Raw genomic sequence first — 18,722 nt, forward strand, 5'->3', positions numbered from 1 at the left:
TATGACAAATCAATTAGTACTTAACGCACCTTTTAAAGCAGATCACGTAGGAAGTTTTTTACGTCCAGAACGTTTAAAGCAAGCACGTTTACAATATGAAAACGAAGAAATTTCTGCACAACAATTAAAACAAATTGAAGATGAAGAAATTACAAAGCTTGTTGAAAAGCAAATAAACGCTGGTCTGAAGTCCATTACTGATGGTGAATTCCGTCGTAAATGGTGGCACTTTGACTTTCTAGGAGGCCTGGATGGAGTAGAGTTTTACGAAACAGACAAAGGACTCTCCTTTAAAGGAGTACAGACTAGAGCACATGGCATTAAAGTAACAGGTAAAATCGGTTTTAGCTCACATTACATGATTGAACACTTCAAGTTTTTACAAAGTGTTGCTGGCGACTCTGTTGTGAAGTTTACTATCCCTAGTCCAAATATGCTCTACTATCGAGCAACGATTGAAGAAGGTATTTACAGCAGTGACGAAGAATTGTTTCAAGATTTAATCACTGCTTATCAAGGATTTATTCAAGCGCTGTATGATGAAGGGTGCCGCTACCTTCAAATAGATGATACTTCTTGGGCAACTTCTTTCTCTGAGGAAGGTATTACTTCTCTAAAAGAACGAGGTTTAGATTTGGAGGATGCGCTTCAACTTTCTGCTCGCGCGATCAATGAATCTATTGCAAAAAGACCTAATGATATGCTTGTAACGATGCATATTTGCCGTGGTAATTTCCGTTCCACTTATATTACGAGTGGAAGCTATGAGTTGGTTTCTGAAACAATCTTTGGTCGATTAAATGTAGACGGTCTTTTCTTAGAATTTGACGATGAGCGATCTGGCAGCTTTGAACCGCTTCGTCATGTTAATCGTCCTGATTTATATATCGTACTAGGTTTAATTACTTCCAAACACGGTGCTTTAGAAGATGCAGAACTAGTAAAAGCAAGAATTGCAGAAGCTACGAAATATGTACCTATAGACCAGTTATGCTTGAGCCCCCAATGTGGCTTCTCTTCTACGGAGGAAGGAAACATTCTTACAGAAGAAGAACAATGGGATAAAATTGGCCATGTCGTGCAAATTGCAGATGACGTTTGGAAATAAAGCATCGTGGTGAAGTTTAGATAAGAGCAACCTTTTCTCATTAAAATAGCTAAACTAAAAAAGTGTGCGATTCTTTAAGAGATCGCACACTTTTTTAGAGATTAATCCTCCACCTTCTTTGCTTGTACAACTAGTCGAAACTGATTAGATCTTTCAGGGTAGCAAGTGACAAGCGATAGCAAAGATATACCTTCTTGTCTCATCAAAATTTCTACATTTTCCGGTTTAACGACTTGAATATTAAATACTTTAAAATTCAATGTATCTGTACTTGTCTCCAGTTCAAATCGATCACCTATTTTTAGTTCATTCAAACGATTAAAAAACTGTCCAAACACATGGGACTGATGACCAGCAATCGCTGTACTTCCATTTAAAGTGCCCGGATCATCAAGACCATTAATCATCCCAAGTGCCTTATTCAAATTATCTGTCGTTGCTCCTTTTAAAACCGGTGCCTCCAACTCAATTTCTGGAATTTTCAATATCCCTACTACATCATTTTCTCTTGTTTCTTGTTTCGGAGAATTCATTGCTTGTCCTATTGTTTTATCAATCGAGTCATTCGTTGCTGCTTCTGTTTTTATTGCCGTAAAGGATTGAATCAATTCATTTTGTTGTCGCTTATGTTCCATCATTCCATAGCCAACTAGTATAAGAATGACGAGACCCAAACCAATCATTATATTGCCTAAGGACTTTTTCATAATTAGCTTGGCCTCCTTAAGCGAATTTACGTATAGTCAATCCGCCGCCAAATAAACTTATAGCTATAACTAACAGCATAATGCCAGTGAAAAATCCACCTGTTTTCGGTAATGAAGAACCCGAGAAATAGTTACTATCGCTCAAAGCACTATTCCCATTTCCACCATTGAAATCCGAACCTGAACCAACTGCAACACTTTGATTATTTTCTTCCTCCTCACTTCCTACTCCGCTACCGTAAAGATTTTCATTTTCATCTGTTGACCCATCACTGTCGGAGCCAAGATTCTCATTTAAATCTTCACTTGATTCTTCCGTTGTACCTTTTGTCGTTTCTTCAGAAGAATCTCCATTTGTTCCTTTGCTGTTTTCGTTATTTGTTCCTTCATTTTCGGCCTCACTAACTGATCCATCTTCGTCATTTATACCAGGTACATCCCCAATAATTGTTTCAGGATCTTCCACTAAATTATCGCTAGGATTAGTTGGATTATTAACAGATGGCGCAGACGCAGAACTTACTCTTGGAAGTATGCTAACTGCGTTATCCAACAATCTATTATTGAATCTCAAAGAGGCTGCATTGTCTTTTTGAATAGTGCCATCATTACTTGTTGTTTGACCTTCACTTGTTAATACATCTACACTGATTTCATCTAATACATCAGATAATACATCTAATTGTAAAACACCTTCTGAAAAAGAGTTGCTTCCATCGTTGCTAGTGTCGTGTTGATCAAGCACTCCTAAATGAATGCCATTAGCTAAAGGTAACTCATTACTAGCTATTTCAATGACACCTCTATCATTAGAAGTAACCTTCTCATTTTGTACTGATTCATCCAATATAACAAATGCAGCTAAGTCCCCTAGCTGACGATTCACTAATTCAATACCTACAACTGATGACTTGTCCATTTTAATAGAATCGTTTTCCTTATTACTATCCTCTAAAACATTCAATTCCAAATCATCTAAAATTGTTTTATCAGAAGCAGATGGGCTTCCATCATTTAGCCCCACTGTTAATAGTTTCGAGTTCGAATAAATTTCTCTATTAGTTTGTGAAAATTGATGATCTTCAAGCACTCCAACATGTAAAGTATCGAGAAGAGGTAAATCTATTATTCCCAAATGAACTCCTGCCTCTTTAGTAGATTTAACTGTAGTAGTTGATGATTCTTCCTCTTTTAGTACTTCCACATCTACATCATCCGTCAAGATTTTATCTTCAATCCCTATGTCGACAAGCACTTCTTCACTAGATTTAGATGCTGCAGTTGATGATTCTTCCTCTTTAAGTACTTCCACATCTACATCATCCGTCAAGATTATATCTTCAATCCCTATGTCGACAACTGCTTCTTCACTAGATTTAGATGCTGCAGTTGACGATTCTTCCTCTTTCAGTACTTCCACATCTACATCATCCGTTTGGATTAACTCTTCAATTCTTACGTCGACAACTGCTTGTTCACTGGATACAGCTGTAAAACTTGAAGATTCCTTCTGATTTAGAGCCTCTACATCGACTTCATCTGATGCGATATCAATCACTTCTTGTTCACTAGTTGTTGTTGAATTAGATTGAGCAATCACATTCGCTTCAACAGCCACTAATTCTTCTGTCGCAGTTACATTAGCAACTGCTTCCACATTTTTACCTTCTTCATCGGAATTAGGAATCTCTACATTTATTTCATTGACACCTTGTAAATCTGTTACTTCTACATCCACAATTTCTGCATATTCAGTGTCGTTATTTAATATATTTACCTCCAACTGAAAGGATTGTGAATCATTTTCCTCCGCAACGACAATAGATGGTACCAATAATACCAATGCAAAGATCCCGAGAAGAATCCAAGAAAGCTTCCAACAATACTTTTTCATTCATTTTCTCTCCTTTTTTAAATATGATTTATTATCATGTATAAAAAAGGATTGATTCGGGTGGTTTCCTCAAAGGTGTATGAATCCATTGGATAATCGCATAGCTATTTTTGTGATACCATTTCTTTCGTCTCAATTCTTTCATTAGTTTTTCAGATGGCAATGCTCCAACTACTATGTCACTCCCAGTAAAAAATGTAAAACTAGTTGATGCTACTTTTGAATTTCCATTTCCTATTGGATTCGTAGTTTGAATAAATATGAGCTCTTGTGCTAATGGGATAAATGGAAGAACTGGGGCTTCAGGATCTTTCTGATTCTTTGCTTTCTTAAGGGAAGTATTGTCCTCTTTTAAAGCTGAAGTGTTTTCAATCTTTAAGAAAATCTCTCCATCCATTATTCCCTTATCACTTTTCATCACCTGGTTTTCAAAGATTTCTACTTTATCAAGTGAGTTAGTCGAAATTACTACTTTCTCAGTAGTATCATCAATTTCGAGCGTCTGATTAGTTTCAACTTCCATTATCTTAATTGGCGTAATCGGAATTTTTGTGCGCCATTGATTCGACAAGGTATCTTTCTTAGGACTTTTTTGGGGAATTGTATTTAGTCCCTTTTCTACTAAATCATTAACTTCTTCATTACCAGATACGACTGTTTTCTTTATCTCAGTGTTTAACCTCTTTATGGTCTCTTGTGTTTCTCGAAGTACAGGAGTCACAACTTGTATTTCAGGGTTAGCTTCGATTGTTTCGTCATCATCATCTATTACAACTGTAGTAATCGAGTCGGTATTGCTTGTAACTTCTGCTACTATCTCCTCGATAACCGGAATTGTTCTTTCCTGTGCTTCAGTTCTACCATCAGTATCATGTTTTTGATCTGAAAGACTTTCTTCTGAAAGGGGCTCGCTACCAATAGATTGGACTGAATTAACAACCTCCCCTGTCGTCCCAACAAGATGATATACATTTGTTTCAAGTAATCCACTCTTCTCCTCTCCGAATACTTGAACGGGAAACAGTAAAAACAAACAGCAACCTAACAATAAGGCTAGTAATCTATTTTTCACCTTTTCACCTCCTCACCTTTTATATTTAATAATTCTGACTATTTTTTATATTTCCTTATTATAGATTAATCAAACCTAAATAGAATACAAAATTTAGTAAAAATAAGGACTATTATATGTTAGAGTTTGGTTTTCTCTTTCTCGGGTAAAGAAGAGATATACACAATAAGTTAAAGGAGGAAAATTAAATGACAAATCATCTTTATGAACATTCAACTGACGACATCATAAAAGAAACTGGAGAATATACTTGCGAAGCTGGTATAACGAAAACATTATATAAAGGTGATAAATTTCCTTCGTGTCCAGAATCGGAAATTTCGACTTTATGGAAGCATGCAGAAAGTCATCACCATAATTCCGGAGATGAGGTAACTGAGTCTGGTAATTATATAGATGAAGATGGTGATGAATTGGAGTTAGAGGCAGGAGCTACGTTTCCGACTTGCCCTAAGTCTGGATCTCCAACAAAATGGAAACACGCAGGAAATTGAAAAAATGACAATTATTAATTTCAAATTTTAAAATAAAAAAGAAGTGCAGTCCCTGTCTTTTTGGGTCTGCACTTCTTATATCTACCAGTTATTATTTTGGTCTTTCAATTGAAAACACTTCACCAATCTTAGCGTAGTTAGAACCTGCTAAACGGCTCACCGCTCCAAGTGTTTGATGATTTATTCGACCATCCTCATAAATAGATTCATCCATATGAAAATGAACTACTTTCCCTATAATGAGATCCGTTCCAATTGAATCACTGTCACCTAGTTCAACTATTTTCTCTAAAGTGCATTCATACCGTACTTTCGCTTCCTTAATTCCAGGTGTATCGATTATTTCGCTAGGAACCAAGGATAATCCCGCTTTTTGAATCTCACTTTCATTCGGTGGCAGTGATGCTGCAGTTATATTAATCATTTCCACATTTTCTTCATCTACAATGTGGATAACAAACTCATTTTTTTCAAAAATATTTCGTGCAGTGTCTTTTCTTACTCCATTTTTCCGCTGAATTGCAAGAGAAACCATTGGCGGGTTTGATGATACGATATTGAAATAACTAAATGGTGCGCCATTAATCGTTCCGTCTTCCGCTACACTAGTAACAAATGCGATTGGTCTAGGCACAATACTTCCAATTAATAGTTTATAATTTTCTCGTTCCGTATTATCTTTAGGATTTAATGAAATCAATGTGAACCTCCTTATTCATCAAAGTTTCTTATCTTGATTGGAATTAAAGAATCATTTAACTGATCACGAAATTGCTCATATTGAATTGGCAACATTAAATTTTCACCCATTGTTTCGATTGATTCATCATGAGCAAATCCTGGTGGATCCGTTGCAATTTCAAATAGAATCTTCCCATGTTCTCTGAAGTAGATTGCATTAAAGTAATTTCTGTCTTTTACTTCCGTTACACCATATCCAAGATTACCTACATGCTGTTGCCAATCTAGTTGATCCTCGTTATCTTCTGCTCTCCATGCTATATGATGAACTGTACCTACACCCATTTGTCCTAGACCACTAGTCGTTGTTTTTAAATCTATTATATTCCCTATTTCACCGAATGATTTAAAACGAACTAAATCACCTTCTTCTGCAATTTTTTCAAGTCCCATCACTTCTTCTAATGCCTTTGCAGTTTTTTCTGGTTGAGAAGAAAGTAATATCGCACCACCAAATCCTTTAATAGCTACTTCAGGCGTAATATTACCAAACGTCCAATTGTTTGCCTCTCCCCCTGCTCTTTCCACTAGCTCTAAGCGCAGGCCATGGGGGTCTTCTAAAGTAATATATGTTTCTCCAAAACGTGATTCTTTATTAAATGAAATTCCTAATTTCTCAAGTCTAGTCTCCCAAAAAGACATTGCACCAATTGGTATGGCATAGGTTGTCACCCCAACTTGTCCATCCCCAATTTTCCCTTGATATGCGCCAACCCAAGGAAAAAATGTAATAATAGTTCCTGGTTTTCCGCTACCATTTCCGAAGTATAAATGATACGTCCCTGGATCATCGAAATTAATTGTTTTCTTCACTAGTCTTAAACCTAAAACACCTGCATAAAAATCTACATTTTCCTGAGGATGTCCTACAATCGCCGTAATATGATGTATTCCTGCTGTTTTTTTCAATGTATTATTTCCTCTCTACATTTAATGATTATTAGTAGTCTTTCCAACTCTTTTTAATAAATCAATCAATACCACTTTTTCTTCATCCGTTATTCCTGAAAAAATATCTTCAATTACTTGTACATGCTTTGGAAATATTTCATCCATAAATTGTTTTCCAGCTTCCGTAATTTGAATATATACGACACGCCGGTCTTCTTTACAATTTAATCGTTCCAATAAACCCTTTGTCTCTAATTTATCGATTACATAAGTAATTGACCCAGAATTGATAAGTACTGCATCTGAAATTTGTCTTACCGTTTGCTTTCCTTTATTATATAAAGCTTCTAACACTGTAAATTCAGATGTATGCATTTCATAACTACGAATGTCCTTTTTCGACTCATCTTGTACTGATTTAGAGGCTTTCATCAACACAACAAAAGATTTTAATGATAAATTTTCACTCATATAATAATTCTCCTTCCACTTTTTTATTTTGAATTTGATTATCTTGAATTAAAGATATTATATGCCTTTTCTATTTTTATGTCAAACATTTCGAGACCTCCTTTATACAGACTAGGAAGGGAGGTCTCACTTTTACTTTTATAACCCTAAATTCTTTGCTATGATCACTTTCATGATTTCATTAGTCCCAGCGTAAATAGAGGCGACTGGAATATCCCGATACCTTCTAGCTATTTTGTATTCTTCCATATAGCCATAGCCCCCATGCAATTGCATACACTCGACGGAAATTTCACGAGCTGTTTCAGTCAACCAATACTTAGCCATAGACACCTTCGTCACAACGTCTTTCCCAGCAATATGATCTTCAATTAATGACTCAAGGAATGATTTCCCTATCTCAATCTTGGTTGCCATCTCCGCTATTTTGAATTGTGTATTTTGAAAGGAGGACACTGGTTTACCAAATGCTTTACGAGACTTTACATAATCCAAAGTCATTTCCAACATATCCTCGGAAGCTATTTGTGCTGCTATAGCAACCACTAACCTTTCTTGCTGGAGTTTTTCCATTAGATAGCTAAAACCACGACCTTCTTCACCAATTAAATTGCCAATAGGTACTCGACAGTCTTCGAAATATAGTTCTGCAGTGTCTTGTGCATGAAGTCCTACTTTATCGAGTTTTCTACCTTTTGTAAAACCAGGAGTTCCTTCTTCTACGATGATCAAACTTATACCTTTATGTTTCGGTTCTGCTTGTGGATTTGTCTTCACTACTACCAAAAATAAATTTCCATTAATGCCATTAGTGATAAACGTCTTTTGACCATTCAGCACATAATGATCACCATCCATAACTGCTGTAGTTTGAACATTAGCTAAGTCCGATCCTGTGCCTGGCTCGGTCATTGCTATGGCAGTTATTGTTTCACCGGTTACACAATTTGGTAACCAACGCTGCTTTTGTTTCATTGAACCAAAAGTTTCAATATAAGGCACGACGATATCATTATGTAGGCCAACTCCTACTAAGCTAGTTCCCACTCTTTCTAATTCCTCAGAAATGATTACGCTAAAGCTAAAATCTAAACCTAGTCCCCCAAATTCTTCTTCCACTTGAGGGCAAAGATATCCCATATCTCCTAATCTCTTCCAAAATGAAATAGGTATTGCTTTTTCTTTCTCCCAAGTATCATAGAGGGGAACAGCCTCTTTTTGAAGAAATTTACGAAGCGATTGACGAAATATTTCATGATCTTCCGTTTCAAATCGATACCTTGCCAATTTATTTCCCCCTTAGTCTATCCGTTCAATAATAGTTGCATTGGCCATACCCATTCCTTCACAAATGGCAAGAAGCCCATAACGAGAGCCTGTTCGTTCTAGTCTATTTAACAATGTAACTAATAATTTTGTTCCAGTTGCTCCCAGTGGATGTCCTAGCGCTATTGCTCCTCCATCAGGGTTTAATTTTTTTGGATCCGCCCCAGTCTCTTTTAACCAAACAAGTGGAACCTGCGCAAACGCCTCATTTACTTCATATGTGTCAATATCGCCTATAGTTAGACCTGCTTTTAAAAGTACTTTTCTAGTTGCTTCAATTGGCCCAGTCAACATAAGTGTAGGATCCGATCCGGTTACACTACGAGCAACAATTCTAGCTTTTGGCCGTAAGCCAAGTTGGTTGGCTTTTTCTTGAGACATAAGCATAACAGCAGAGGCACCATCACTCATTTGACTAGCATTCCCTGCAGTAATTACACCAGCTTCATCAAATACTGTTTTTAATTGACTTAATACTTCTGGCGTTGAACCATTTCTTGGGCCTTCATCTGTTTCAAAAATTTTAACGCTACCATCTTCTTGATGTATTGCTACTGGTATGATTTCTTTTTTAAAGTGACCATTCTTGATTGCTTCCAATGCTTTTTTATGACTATCCGAAGAATATTGATCAAGTTCTTTACGTGTTAAATTCCACTTCTTTACCATTCTTTCAGAAGATAATCCTTGATTGATAATTTCATATTTTTCTGTTAGTTTAGAACTCGGTTTAGCATCTCCTATATTCGAAAACATGGGCTCACGCGTCATACTTTCTACTCCTCCAGCAATCACAATATCCATATCTCCAGATGCGATTGCTTGGGAAGCAAAATGAACCGCTTGTTGACTGGAGCCACATTGTCGATCGATTGTTACTCCCGGAACGTGAATTGGAAATCCTGCAATCAAAGCAGCAGTTCGCGCAATATTACCACACTGTTCTCCTGATTGTGTGACACAGCCTAAAATCACATCCTCCACTTCCGCCTTATCCACACCTGTACGCTTTACAAGTTCTTCTAGAACAACTGCTGCAAGTTCGTCCGGTCTATAATTAGTAAACGTCCCTTTTCTACGCCCTACCGCAGTTCGAACTCCATCTACTATCACAACTTCTCTCATTTTATATCCACCCTTCTTTGTAACTTAAAATCATTTTTAACTAATACTTATCGTGGTGACATTCTAATACCACCATCTAGCCGTATCACTTCACCGTTAATATACTCATTTTCGATGATGAATTTTACTAGAGAGGCATATTCTTGTGGTCGTCCTAAACGTTTTGGAAACTCGACCATCGACTCTAATTTTTCAACTACTTTATCTGATAAAGAGGCTGCCATAGGTGTACGGAATAATCCTGGAGCGATCGTATTTATTCTTATCCCATAAGCAGACAAATCCCGTGCAATTGGTAATGTCATTCCTGCTACTCCTGCTTTACTTGCCCCATAAGCTGCTTGCCCCATTTGACCGTCAAAGGCTGCAACAGATGCAGTATTAATAATAATCCCTCGTTCTCCCGACTCCGGTAAAGGCTCATTTTTAGTCATTTCTGCTGCAGCTAGCCTTAAAACGTTAAAGGTACCTACTAAGTTAATATCAATTACTTGTTTAAAATTTTCTAGAGGCATGACACCTGAGCGCCCAATTGTTTTCTGTGGAGTCCCAACTCCAGCGCAATTAATACAAATATGAATAGCTCCGTGCCGCTCGATTGTTTGCTGAATCGCAGTCTGCACAAATTCTGAATCGGACACGTTTACAATGAAATAAGTCACGCTTTGGCCAAGTTCATCACAAGCTTTTTTTGCATTGATCTCATTTAAATCAAATAGTACAACCTTTGCTCCTTGCTCTACTAAACTCGTAGCTGTTGCTAAACCTAAACCAGATGCTCCACCAGTTACGACCGCCACTTTACCTTTTATATTCACATTCATCACCCCAGAAAAAAATTTTTTAAGAAGTTCAAAATAAAAGCGTTTACATAAACTATAACTCTTTTTCTATTATATTTCTAATTATTCTAATAATTTAATGGAGATAAATTTAATAAACGGGGATGTTTTATGGAGGATACAAAAAAAAGTGTCATTCATTCTTTTTTTAAAACGTATTGTATCATCTGCTATTTCCAGGATGTGCCCTCCGGTTCTCTTCAACTCCTCTATCTATAGAGTTTAAGGTATAAAAAAAATGCCAAGTTGAATTATAAACTCAACTTGGCATTTTTATATTTTTTCTATATTAGCGGATTGTTTTTAAAGCGCCGCCCCATGCAAGAACTTCGTCAAGCATTTGGTTAGCATTTCCTGCATGATATTCAGCAGGTTTGAAAACGCTCATGTTTTCAAAATCACTCATAAGTGAGAATGTCACAGCTGTACGAACGTCTGCTACAGAAAGCTCTCCAAGAATTAAACGAAGATTTTCATGTGCACGAGTACCACCTAAGCTACCGTAACCTACCATACCAGCTACTTTGTTTGCAACTTCCGGTTTAAGATAATCAAGTGCATTTTTAAGCGCTCCACCAATTGCATGGTTGTATTCTGGTGCTACAAAAATATAGCCATCAAATGAAGCCATTTTGTCTGACCAAGATTTAATCGCTGTATTAGCTGCATCTTGTCTATCTGCAGGAAGTTCTTCCCCTAGGAATGGTAATTTGTAATTTGCAAGATCTACTAATTCATATTCTGCATCGTTACGTTTTGTTGCAAAGTCATACACCCATTTAGAAACTGATTCCGCATTACGTCCTTGGCGTACACTTCCTACAACGATACCGATTCTTAATTTTTCTGCTGTCATTACTATTTCCTCCTCTTTGGTTTTACCAAATAATTTGTCTAAAAAACCCATTACCTACCACTACCTCTACTCTGAATTAATACATCTCGTTTTGATATATTTTGAATTCAAACTAACTATAAATTATAATTTTGAAAGTGTCAATCCTTCTGCCTACTATAAAATTATCTTTCCAAGACACCTGTTAATCGTTCTACTTCGAGCAGGTAATCAACAATAGTGAAGAATCTCAAGAATTCTATGAGTTTCTCAGAAACCCTCCAGGTATCTCTATAAATGCTCATGGAATAGTTGCAAATAAAAAAACCTTCACTAATAGTGAGGGTTTTAGGTAGTCTGCGCTAGTTTTGTTAAATAATAGGTTTCTTCTCTCGCCATATGATCAGCCATGAGTGGCGTAAAAGTTCCAAGCGCTTCTTTTTTTATTCTCAATTCTTCTAATTCCTTTAGAAACATCTTAAATATTTTCATTTCTAATTCTACGTCATCGTGGAATTTCTCTAAGGCCGGAAACTTTTCGATATTGGCACGTAAATAACCGGCAAATTCAACTGCTTTCAAATAGAAATCTTCCCATTCCTTCATAAATTGTTGACCTTTTTCTTTTAGTTTTTTCTCTACACTGTCCAAATTTGAATCAATTGCACCTGCATGACCGGCAGCATCTAATAGCCATAGTAAATCGTGGTGAAGTGGATGTACAGCAGGAACTTTCTCACCCTTCTCTAAGTATGAAAACACACGTATCGCTTCTTCTACTTCATTGACCATATGATTGATGAAGGTTGGTGGCAATGCAATTTTTATATTACCAACTAAGTGTTCTTTTAATAAATATAATTTAAATGCACGTATTTTTTCACTTGATATTTTCGCCTTAGCGGCCAAAGATATTAATTCCTCTTTAGACAAGGATTGTTTGGAAATAGTAAATAACTGGCTAAATCTTTTAATAAATGAGCTTGCAGCCTCAATTTTTTCTTTCTCACTTGGGGCCAATGAATCGTGAATAAATCTTCCGTGGTCCTCCAAAACCTTTAACCAGAAATGAAACTCATACAGCGCTGACTCTTCGAATGTTTTTCCCAGCAAAAATCCTCCTTTTTTAAACTCTTACTATATATGCAAATGCCAAGTATAAATTACTAGAAGTTATTGCCATTACCTAATATATAAATGTAATATATTAATAGAGGTGAGTTTTTTTGGAATTAATTTTGATTATTTTACCGGTGTTTTTAATTTTTTTTATTGGATTCTTGGGACAAAGGTTAATTGGCTTTGATATTAAATCGATTTCCAGTGCTGCTCTATATTTAATGTCTCCATTCTTAGCTTTTCGTACATTTTATACGAATGAATTGACCGTAGATTATTTCTATATTGTGCTGGCTTGTTTATCGCTTACATTTATACTTTTATTTATTACCTGGCTAGTTGCACGCCTAATGAAGACTACTCGACCTCAATATGCAGCAATTATACTCGGGTCTGTGTTTCCGAATAGTGGTAACTATGGGGCACCAGTCGTACTTTTTGCTTTAGGTGCTGTCGGTTTTGATTATGCCGTTGTTATTATGGTTTTACATGGCCTAATCATTAATACATTTGGAATATTTTTTGCCTCTCTTGGAGGGGAAGAAAAAGCTACTTGGGAACAATCTTTACATAAGGTAATACGTATGCCACTTATTTATGCAGCCGTCGCAGGTATTATTTTTCAATTAATGAAAGTTACAGTTCCTACAGTATTTATGGAAGGAATCGGTCTTGTGGCAGATGCGTCTATCCCAACCGTCATGCTCGTACTCGGGATGCAACTAGCAGTTATTTCACGCAAAAGAGTAGCTTATCGGTTTGTATCAGCCGTAACTATTATACGAATGGTTGTATCACCTATACTTGCTGCTGTAATTGTCTATTTCATGCCACTTAATGATTTGATTAAAACAGTGTTTATCATACAAGCAGCAATGCCAACTGCAGCAAATACAACACTTCTCGCACTTCAATTTGGAACTGAACCAGATTTGGTTTCTTTTACTACCTTTGTCACGACATTAATAAGTATAATCAGCATTCCACTAGTTCTATTTTTTCTAGGGGTATAAATTACATACTTTGAGAGAAGGGATTTCTTATGAATAATGTTCCACCTGTTGCATTACTAATAATTGCTACTTTACTCTGGGGAGGTAATTTTGTATATGGTAGAACTGTTGCCGATCAAATACCTCCATTTACATTTGCTTTTATTCGATGGTGCGTAGCATTTATCATCTTTTTACCAATTGTTTGGATGCCCTTAAAAAAGGAATGGAAGCAAATAAAGAGATATTGGCAAATTGTATTGGCGATGTCTTTTACAGGAATTGTTGGGTTTACCGCATTTTTATATTTAGCTTTGCATTATACGACGTCTATCAATGCTTCTTTAGTAAATACATCTACGCCAATCCTTATCTATATCATATCTTTTGTTTTTTTAAAGGAGAGACTAAATAAAAATCAATTATTTGGTACCTTTATTTCTTTGATTGGTCTGTTATTTATCATCTCCAAAGGTTCTTTTCAAAGTTTCCTTGAATTGTCCTTTAACAGAGGAGACTTGTTAGTAGTTACCGCCGTTATTTGTTGGAGTATTTATTCCATCTTAGTGAAGCAATATTCACAAAGACTTCCCGTTCACTCTACCTTTCAAGTAACTATTTTAATGGGAATCATTATTCTATTTCCTTTTTTCCTATACGAAACATGGAATCCAACTATTAATGTAATCTGGACTGCTAAATCCATTTCTGCAATTTTTTATACTGGAATTTTTGCCTCCATCGTCGCCTTCCTCTCTTGGAATACAGGAGTAGTCAAAATAGGAGCGAACAAAGCCGGCATTTATTTGAATTTAATACCTGTTTTTGCTACAGTTTTTGCAGTTTTATTTATTGGAGAATCCATTCAATTATTCCAAGTTATTGGAGGAATTTTCACCATATTGGGTGTTTATCTAACTAGTAGGAAGGGATAATTCCCTTTTTTTTTACGTTGGCCACTCTCGAATCAGACGAGCCTTTCCTTGCATAGGATAAACGGAAGGAGTGATGTCATTTGGACCGTTCAATGTTCCGAGGAAGTTTTAAGCCTTATGTATCGCCAAGAGACCCCTGTCCACCTATTTTAGTAAAGACTTTTGTTTTACCTCCACAAATTTTCACGAACTTCCAACAACCCGGTCTTCCTCAATTTTCTCCCGAGGAGGCACTTTTGCACGGGTCCCTCTGGCCAGCATTTGTAGATGGATTTTTTCGGGAGGAGGGAATTTCATGAATGTGTATGACGATGAGTGGAACTTAATGAAAAAAATGCAGCAACTGGATTTTGTAGTAGTGGAGCTAACCTTGTATACCGATACACATCCTGATGATGAGGACGCACGAAATCAGTGGAGAGAAGCAATAAAAGAAGCTGCTAGAGTTCGTAAACACTATGAGAGTAAATACGGACCACTTTCATTATTATCAGTCCCTTCCAAACAAGCAATAGAAGTCGGGTGGCAATGGAATTCAACTCCATGGCCATGGCAACGATGAGAAAGGGGAAACGCCATGTGGGTTTATGAAAAAAAACTGCTTTATCCTGTGGAAGTAACTACCTGTAATCCTATGCTTGCTAGGTATTTAATGGAGCAATATGGTGGAGCTGATGGCGAACTTGCTGCAGCTTTACGATATATGAATCAGCGGTACACGGTTCCAGATAAAGTAATTGGCCTTCTTACGGATATTTCGACGGAAGAATTTTCTCATCTAGAAATGCTTGCAACGATGATCTATAAATTAACGAAAGACGCAACACCAGAGCAATTAGAAAAAGCTGGTCTTGGCGCCCACTTTGTCAATCATGGCCATGCACTATTCTATGAAAATGCGGGAGGTGTGCCATTTAGAACGGAGTATATTCAAGCAAAAGGAGATCCAATTGCTGATTTATATGAAGACATTGCAGCGGAAGAAAAGGCACGTGCAACCTATCAATGGTTGATTGATATCTCCGATGACCCTGGCGTTAGTGATGCTTTAAGATTTCTAAGAGAAAGAGAAAATATTCACTCTCTCCGCTTCCGAGAAGCAGTCGAGATGATAAAAGACGAAAGAGATCGCAAAAAAGTGTTCTAAACCCCCAGCCCAAATATGACAAGAATGTTACTGGTGCCTGGCACCAGTAACATTCTTGTCACAACGTAAAAACTTATTGATATAAATAAAAAAAACGCTTGGATCTAGGGTTTCCCTATACCAAGCGTTTTCTTATTATAATTTCTTATCTTTTTCAAATAATACAATTAATGATGGAAGCAGTATTCCTCTTATTAAGAATGTATCGAGTATAATCCCAACTGCTACTATAAAACCAAATACAAATAGTAATTGTATAGGTTGTGTCATCAATACGGCGAAAGTTGCTGCTAGTAGGATCCCTGCAGAAGAAATAACTCCCCCTGTATGAGAAACCGCTATTTGTACCGCTTCTTTTACTGAGTGCTTTTCCCTTTCTTCCATGAATCTAGATATAAGAATGATATTATAATCGATTCCTAATGCTACAAGGAATACAAACGAATAAAGCGGAACGCGATTACTAATTGTATCAATGTCGAAGAAAAGGTTTGTCAGGAACATACCTAGACCAAGCGCTGCTAAGAAGGATAATAAGATAGTTCCCATCATGTATACAGGCATTTTAATGGATTTTGTTAACACAATTAATAAGATAAATATCAATAGTGTTTCTAATAATACGATGACGATTAAATCTCTATTGTTGATCGAGCGGTCATCCACTTGGGATGCTGTTTCACCTGCAAAATAAATATCACCTTGAACGTTGCTATCACTCACAATGCTTTCTGCGTCTTCTATCATCTGTTCCAATGCATCCATTGATTCCGAAGAATATGGATTTTCTTTAAAGGTTAATTGAAATTGGGCTGCTAGGCCATCTTCAGAAATTCCTGATGCACGGACACTACTTACTAAATTTTGCTTAGAAAGTTGTTTTATTAAACTAGCTTGCACGTCTTCTGTAATGTCATTTTCAGATTCAAAGAGTACTGTCGTTGGTGCGAGATCTCCTTTTTCAAATTGTTCTTCAATAATTTCATACCCTTCACGTGAAGCCATATCACTTGGGAAAGACTTCATCGTATCAAACTCATATTTTAAATTAAACAAGTTTAATGAAGAAATTACTAAAATAGCTAGAATGGAAAGTGCAGCCACGACTGGCTTATTTACAACAAATGTACCGATTTTATTCCATAAAGAGTTTGCTTTTACCTCTTCCTCCCCAAACTTTGGAATCTTTGGCCAGAAGGACTTTCTTCCAAAAAGCGTGAAAAGTGCAGGTATTAATGTAACAGATGCAATCATAATGACGAACATCGTAGTCCCAAATATCGGTGCAAAGTTTTTGTAATCTCCAAATTCTGCAAAGAACAAAACAAGCATTGCGGCAAGAACAGTTCCTCCAGCGAAGGATACCGGAATACCAGTTTCACGCATCGCCCATTTCATCGCATCGAACTTACTTTCATAGTTTTTTAATTCTTCGCGGTATCTTGAGAACACGAATAATGAGTAATCGATTGTCGCCGCAAACAATAAAATAGACATAATTGAAGTTGATTGGCTAGCAAGATCTAATCCTGCTTTTCCAAACAAACCTAGGATTTGATTTACTACTTCATAGACAAATGCTGCTGCTAGTAATGGAATGAAAGCTAGCAAAGGGGAACGATATATAATGATTAGTAGAATTAATATAATTCCTACTGTAGCCAGCAGCAATACAATATCTGCACGTTCAAATAATTTGGTCGTATCCACCGCAATACCTGCTGGTCCTGTCATGTAAACAGTTGAACCAGTTTCATCTGCTACAATCGTTTTTACTTCTTCTAAACTATTTTCTAAATCTGAGGTTTGTAAAGAAGTTATGAAACTAAGTGGAATGACAGCTGTTTCTTTATCCTCTGAGAAAAATCCAGCGAGTGCTTGAGGAGGCAAGCTACTAAAAGGAATGACTTCCTTCAGCCCGTTAATATCAGAAGCACTTACCTTATTTAAAGCAACTCCTATTGCATCTATATTTAGTTCAGCCTCTTCTGATTGCAAAACTAAAATTGCAGGAAGACTTTCTGCATCTTTAAAATGCTCATCAATATTTTTTTGCGCAATGACGGATTTGGCATCCTCCGGCAAAGAGGCAACACTAGACACTTTATACTCACTCGCACTCGGAGCTAACACAGCAAGCAAAACGGTAATAACTAGCCAACTTCCAAGAGTAATCCACATTCCTTTTTTGGTAGCTACAAAATCTGTTATGTGGCGTAAAATGTTCTTCATTTACTCACTCTCCAATAATATATAATTAGTGACACTTGTGTCACTTTGAATAAAAAACATATCTGTCTCTTACAATACTTTATAAGTGACAGATGTGTCAATTAATCTCTGCTGAACATTCCATGACTTAATATCTCTTTTATAGACGCAATCCATTCATCTTGTGGTATGCCAAAATGATTTGGAATTGCAATCGTTTGAAAGATCATTCCCAACATAACCGATGTAGGGATATGACTTTTTATCTCATTTTCTTTTCGGCCTAACTCTATAAAGCCTTGGAATTGCGCATACATATCCACATGATATTCACTTAATTTAGATTTGTTATCCTCTACCCTTTTTGTTGTGTTAGAAGGTATTTGATGGATAATTTCCAACACTTGATGGATATTATTATGTTCAAATATGAAATCAATTAATAATTCAAATTGACTTTGGAAATCACCCGTTTTATCCAACGTATTAAACTCGCGTAGAAAGCGATTCATTTCGTACATCAGAAATTCCGATATAAGTTCATCTTTATTTTCGTAATACTTATATATACTACCTCTCGAAACATTTAAGACCGCCGCCAATCGACTAAATGTAAATGCATCGTATCCATCATGGATAATCATTGATTTTGTAGCATTAAATAATTCCTCATCTGTAAACTTACGTTCTCTACCCAAAGTACTCACCTCGTTCATAACTCAAGTATAGTATACCAAGGCAAAACCGAAAACTAATCCATCCAAATAAAAATTACAGTGGTATTACTGGTGCCTGGCACCAGTAACACTACT

20 protein-coding genes are annotated in these 18,722 nt (G+C 36.5%); 7 read left to right on the forward strand and 13 right to left on the reverse strand.

What is annotated here, in order from left to right; translation table 11 throughout:
* The first annotated feature begins 1 nt into the window (after nt 1).
* Nucleotides 2–1,108: a 5-methyltetrahydropteroyltriglutamate--homocysteine S-methyltransferase gene (locus WAX74_RS05155; protein WP_336496591.1), complete on the forward strand. Its 1,107-nt coding sequence runs from the start codon at nt 2–4 to the stop codon at nt 1,106–1,108.
* A 101-nt stretch (nt 1,109–1,209) separates the two neighbouring features.
* Here the strand turns inward: WAX74_RS05155 and WAX74_RS05160 are convergent, their stop codons facing one another.
* From WAX74_RS05160 to WAX74_RS05170, 3 genes are read right to left on the reverse strand one after another with little or no spacing between them, the layout of a single operon-like run.
* Nucleotides 1,210–1,815 carry a class D sortase gene (locus WAX74_RS05160; RefSeq protein WP_336496592.1) on the reverse strand — a complete coding sequence of 202 codons (606 nt, stop codon included), beginning with the start codon at nt 1,813–1,815 and terminating at the stop codon, nt 1,210–1,212.
* Nucleotides 1,816–1,831: 16 nt separating this feature from the next.
* A complete protein-coding gene (locus WAX74_RS05165) occupies nt 1,832–3,709 on the reverse strand; it encodes a hypothetical protein (RefSeq protein WP_336496593.1) in 1,878 nt (625 codons plus the stop codon).
* Nucleotides 3,710–3,743: 34 nt separating this feature from the next.
* A complete protein-coding gene (locus tag WAX74_RS05170; protein WP_336496594.1) occupies nt 3,744–4,781 on the reverse strand; it encodes a hypothetical protein in 1,038 nt (345 codons plus the stop codon).
* A 188-nt stretch (nt 4,782–4,969) separates the two neighbouring features.
* Between WAX74_RS05170 and WAX74_RS05175 the strand changes: the two genes are divergently transcribed.
* Nucleotides 4,970–5,275: a hypothetical protein gene (locus WAX74_RS05175; RefSeq protein WP_336496595.1), complete on the forward strand. Its 306-nt coding sequence runs from the start codon at nt 4,970–4,972 to the stop codon at nt 5,273–5,275.
* Between the two features lie 91 nt (nt 5,276–5,366).
* Here WAX74_RS05175 and WAX74_RS05180 read toward each other — a convergent pair whose 3' ends face one another.
* From WAX74_RS05180 to WAX74_RS05215, 8 genes are all read right to left on the reverse strand, one after another.
* The gene (locus WAX74_RS05180; protein WP_336496596.1) at nt 5,367–5,975 is read right to left on the reverse strand and encodes a flavin reductase family protein; all 609 of its coding nucleotides are present in this window, start codon (nt 5,973–5,975) and stop codon (nt 5,367–5,369) included.
* 11 nt (nt 5,976–5,986) lie between these two features.
* Entirely contained in the window at nt 5,987–6,925 is a 939-nt protein-coding gene (locus tag WAX74_RS05185; protein ID WP_336496597.1) for a ring-cleaving dioxygenase, read from the reverse strand.
* Nucleotides 6,926–6,946: 21 nt separating this feature from the next.
* Entirely contained in the window at nt 6,947–7,378 is a 432-nt protein-coding gene (locus tag WAX74_RS05190; protein ID WP_336496598.1) for a MarR family winged helix-turn-helix transcriptional regulator, read from the reverse strand.
* Between the two features lie 138 nt (nt 7,379–7,516).
* Nucleotides 7,517–8,665, reverse strand: coding sequence for an acyl-CoA dehydrogenase family protein (locus WAX74_RS05195; RefSeq protein WP_336496599.1), 1,149 nt, complete (start codon nt 8,663–8,665; stop codon nt 7,517–7,519).
* 12 nt (nt 8,666–8,677) lie between these two features.
* Nucleotides 8,678–9,829 carry a thiolase family protein gene (locus tag WAX74_RS05200; RefSeq protein WP_336496600.1) on the reverse strand — a complete coding sequence of 384 codons (1,152 nt, stop codon included), beginning with the start codon at nt 9,827–9,829 and terminating at the stop codon, nt 8,678–8,680.
* Between the two features lie 47 nt (nt 9,830–9,876).
* Nucleotides 9,877–10,647, reverse strand: a complete 771-nt coding sequence (locus tag WAX74_RS05205; protein ID WP_336496601.1) for an SDR family NAD(P)-dependent oxidoreductase — start codon at nt 10,645–10,647, stop codon at nt 9,877–9,879.
* A 313-nt stretch (nt 10,648–10,960) separates the two neighbouring features.
* Entirely contained in the window at nt 10,961–11,527 is a 567-nt protein-coding gene (locus tag WAX74_RS05210) for an NADPH-dependent FMN reductase (protein ID WP_336496602.1), read from the reverse strand.
* A gap of 327 nt (nt 11,528–11,854) precedes the next feature.
* Nucleotides 11,855–12,616, reverse strand: a complete 762-nt coding sequence (locus WAX74_RS05215) for a DUF2935 domain-containing protein (RefSeq protein ID WP_336496739.1) — start codon at nt 12,614–12,616, stop codon at nt 11,855–11,857.
* Between the two features lie 116 nt (nt 12,617–12,732).
* On the opposite strand from WAX74_RS05215, the gene WAX74_RS05220 reads away from it, so the two are divergent.
* From WAX74_RS05220 to WAX74_RS05240, 5 genes are all read left to right on the forward strand, one after another.
* Nucleotides 12,733–13,638, forward strand: coding sequence for an AEC family transporter (locus WAX74_RS05220; RefSeq protein WP_336496603.1), 906 nt, complete (start codon nt 12,733–12,735; stop codon nt 13,636–13,638).
* Between the two features lie 29 nt (nt 13,639–13,667).
* Nucleotides 13,668–14,552 carry a DMT family transporter gene (locus WAX74_RS05225; RefSeq protein WP_336496604.1) on the forward strand — a complete coding sequence of 295 codons (885 nt, stop codon included), beginning with the start codon at nt 13,668–13,670 and terminating at the stop codon, nt 14,550–14,552.
* Nucleotides 14,553–14,644: 92 nt separating this feature from the next.
* Nucleotides 14,645–14,851 (forward strand): spore coat associated protein CotJA, encoded by a 207-nt coding sequence (locus WAX74_RS05230; protein WP_336496740.1) that lies wholly within the window; start codon nt 14,645–14,647, stop codon nt 14,849–14,851.
* Entirely contained in the window at nt 14,848–15,114 is a 267-nt protein-coding gene (locus WAX74_RS05235) for a spore coat protein CotJB (RefSeq protein WP_336496605.1), read from the forward strand. The genes WAX74_RS05230 and WAX74_RS05235 overlap by 4 nt, the downstream gene beginning before the upstream one ends.
* 15 nt (nt 15,115–15,129) lie before the next feature.
* The gene (locus tag WAX74_RS05240; protein WP_053590660.1) at nt 15,130–15,699 is read left to right on the forward strand and encodes a manganese catalase family protein; all 570 of its coding nucleotides are present in this window, start codon (nt 15,130–15,132) and stop codon (nt 15,697–15,699) included.
* Nucleotides 15,700–15,834: 135 nt separating this feature from the next.
* Here the strand turns inward: WAX74_RS05240 and WAX74_RS05245 are convergent, their stop codons facing one another.
* Together WAX74_RS05245 and WAX74_RS05250 are read right to left on the reverse strand one after the other, a co-directional pair.
* Nucleotides 15,835–17,931 (reverse strand): MMPL family transporter, encoded by a 2,097-nt coding sequence (locus WAX74_RS05245; RefSeq protein WP_336496606.1) that lies wholly within the window; start codon nt 17,929–17,931, stop codon nt 15,835–15,837.
* Between the two features lie 101 nt (nt 17,932–18,032).
* On the reverse strand, nt 18,033–18,608 hold the full coding sequence (locus WAX74_RS05250) for a TetR/AcrR family transcriptional regulator (protein WP_336496607.1): 576 nt from the start codon (nt 18,606–18,608) through the stop codon (nt 18,033–18,035).
* Between the last annotated feature and the right edge of the window lie 114 nt (nt 18,609–18,722).

It is taken from the genome of Psychrobacillus mangrovi, assembly GCF_037104765.1.
Lineage (GTDB): Bacteria > Bacillota > Bacilli > Bacillales_A > Planococcaceae > Psychrobacillus > Psychrobacillus mangrovi.

Bases quoted from the DNA above. Each gene is read 5' to 3' on its own strand.
- WAX74_RS05200 (WP_336496600.1), bottom strand. From the start codon at position 9,829: ATGAGAGAAGTTGTGATAGTAGATGGAGTTCGAACTGCGGTAGGGCGT.
- WAX74_RS05245 (WP_336496606.1), bottom strand. From the start codon at position 17,931: ATGAAGAACATTTTACGCCACATAACAGATTTTGTAGCTACCAAAAAA.
- WAX74_RS05155 (WP_336496591.1), top strand. From the start codon at position 2: ATGACAAATCAATTAGTACTTAACGCACCTTTTAAAGCAGATCACGTA.
- WAX74_RS05225 (WP_336496604.1), top strand. From the start codon at position 13,668: ATGAATAATGTTCCACCTGTTGCATTACTAATAATTGCTACTTTACTC.
- WAX74_RS05175 (WP_336496595.1), top strand. From the start codon at position 4,970: ATGACAAATCATCTTTATGAACATTCAACTGACGACATCATAAAAGAA.
- WAX74_RS05190 (WP_336496598.1), bottom strand. From the start codon at position 7,378: ATGAGTGAAAATTTATCATTAAAATCTTTTGTTGTGTTGATGAAAGCC.
- WAX74_RS05230 (WP_336496740.1), top strand. From the start codon at position 14,645: ATGTTCCGAGGAAGTTTTAAGCCTTATGTATCGCCAAGAGACCCCTGT.
- WAX74_RS05165 (WP_336496593.1), bottom strand. From the start codon at position 3,709: ATGAAAAAGTATTGTTGGAAGCTTTCTTGGATTCTTCTCGGGATCTTT.
- WAX74_RS05235 (WP_336496605.1), top strand. From the start codon at position 14,848: ATGAATGTGTATGACGATGAGTGGAACTTAATGAAAAAAATGCAGCAA.
- WAX74_RS05160 (WP_336496592.1), bottom strand. From the start codon at position 1,815: ATGAAAAAGTCCTTAGGCAATATAATGATTGGTTTGGGTCTCGTCATT.
- WAX74_RS05210 (WP_336496602.1), bottom strand. From the start codon at position 11,527: ATGACAGCAGAAAAATTAAGAATCGGTATCGTTGTAGGAAGTGTACGC.
- WAX74_RS05240 (WP_053590660.1), top strand. From the start codon at position 15,130: ATGTGGGTTTATGAAAAAAAACTGCTTTATCCTGTGGAAGTAACTACC.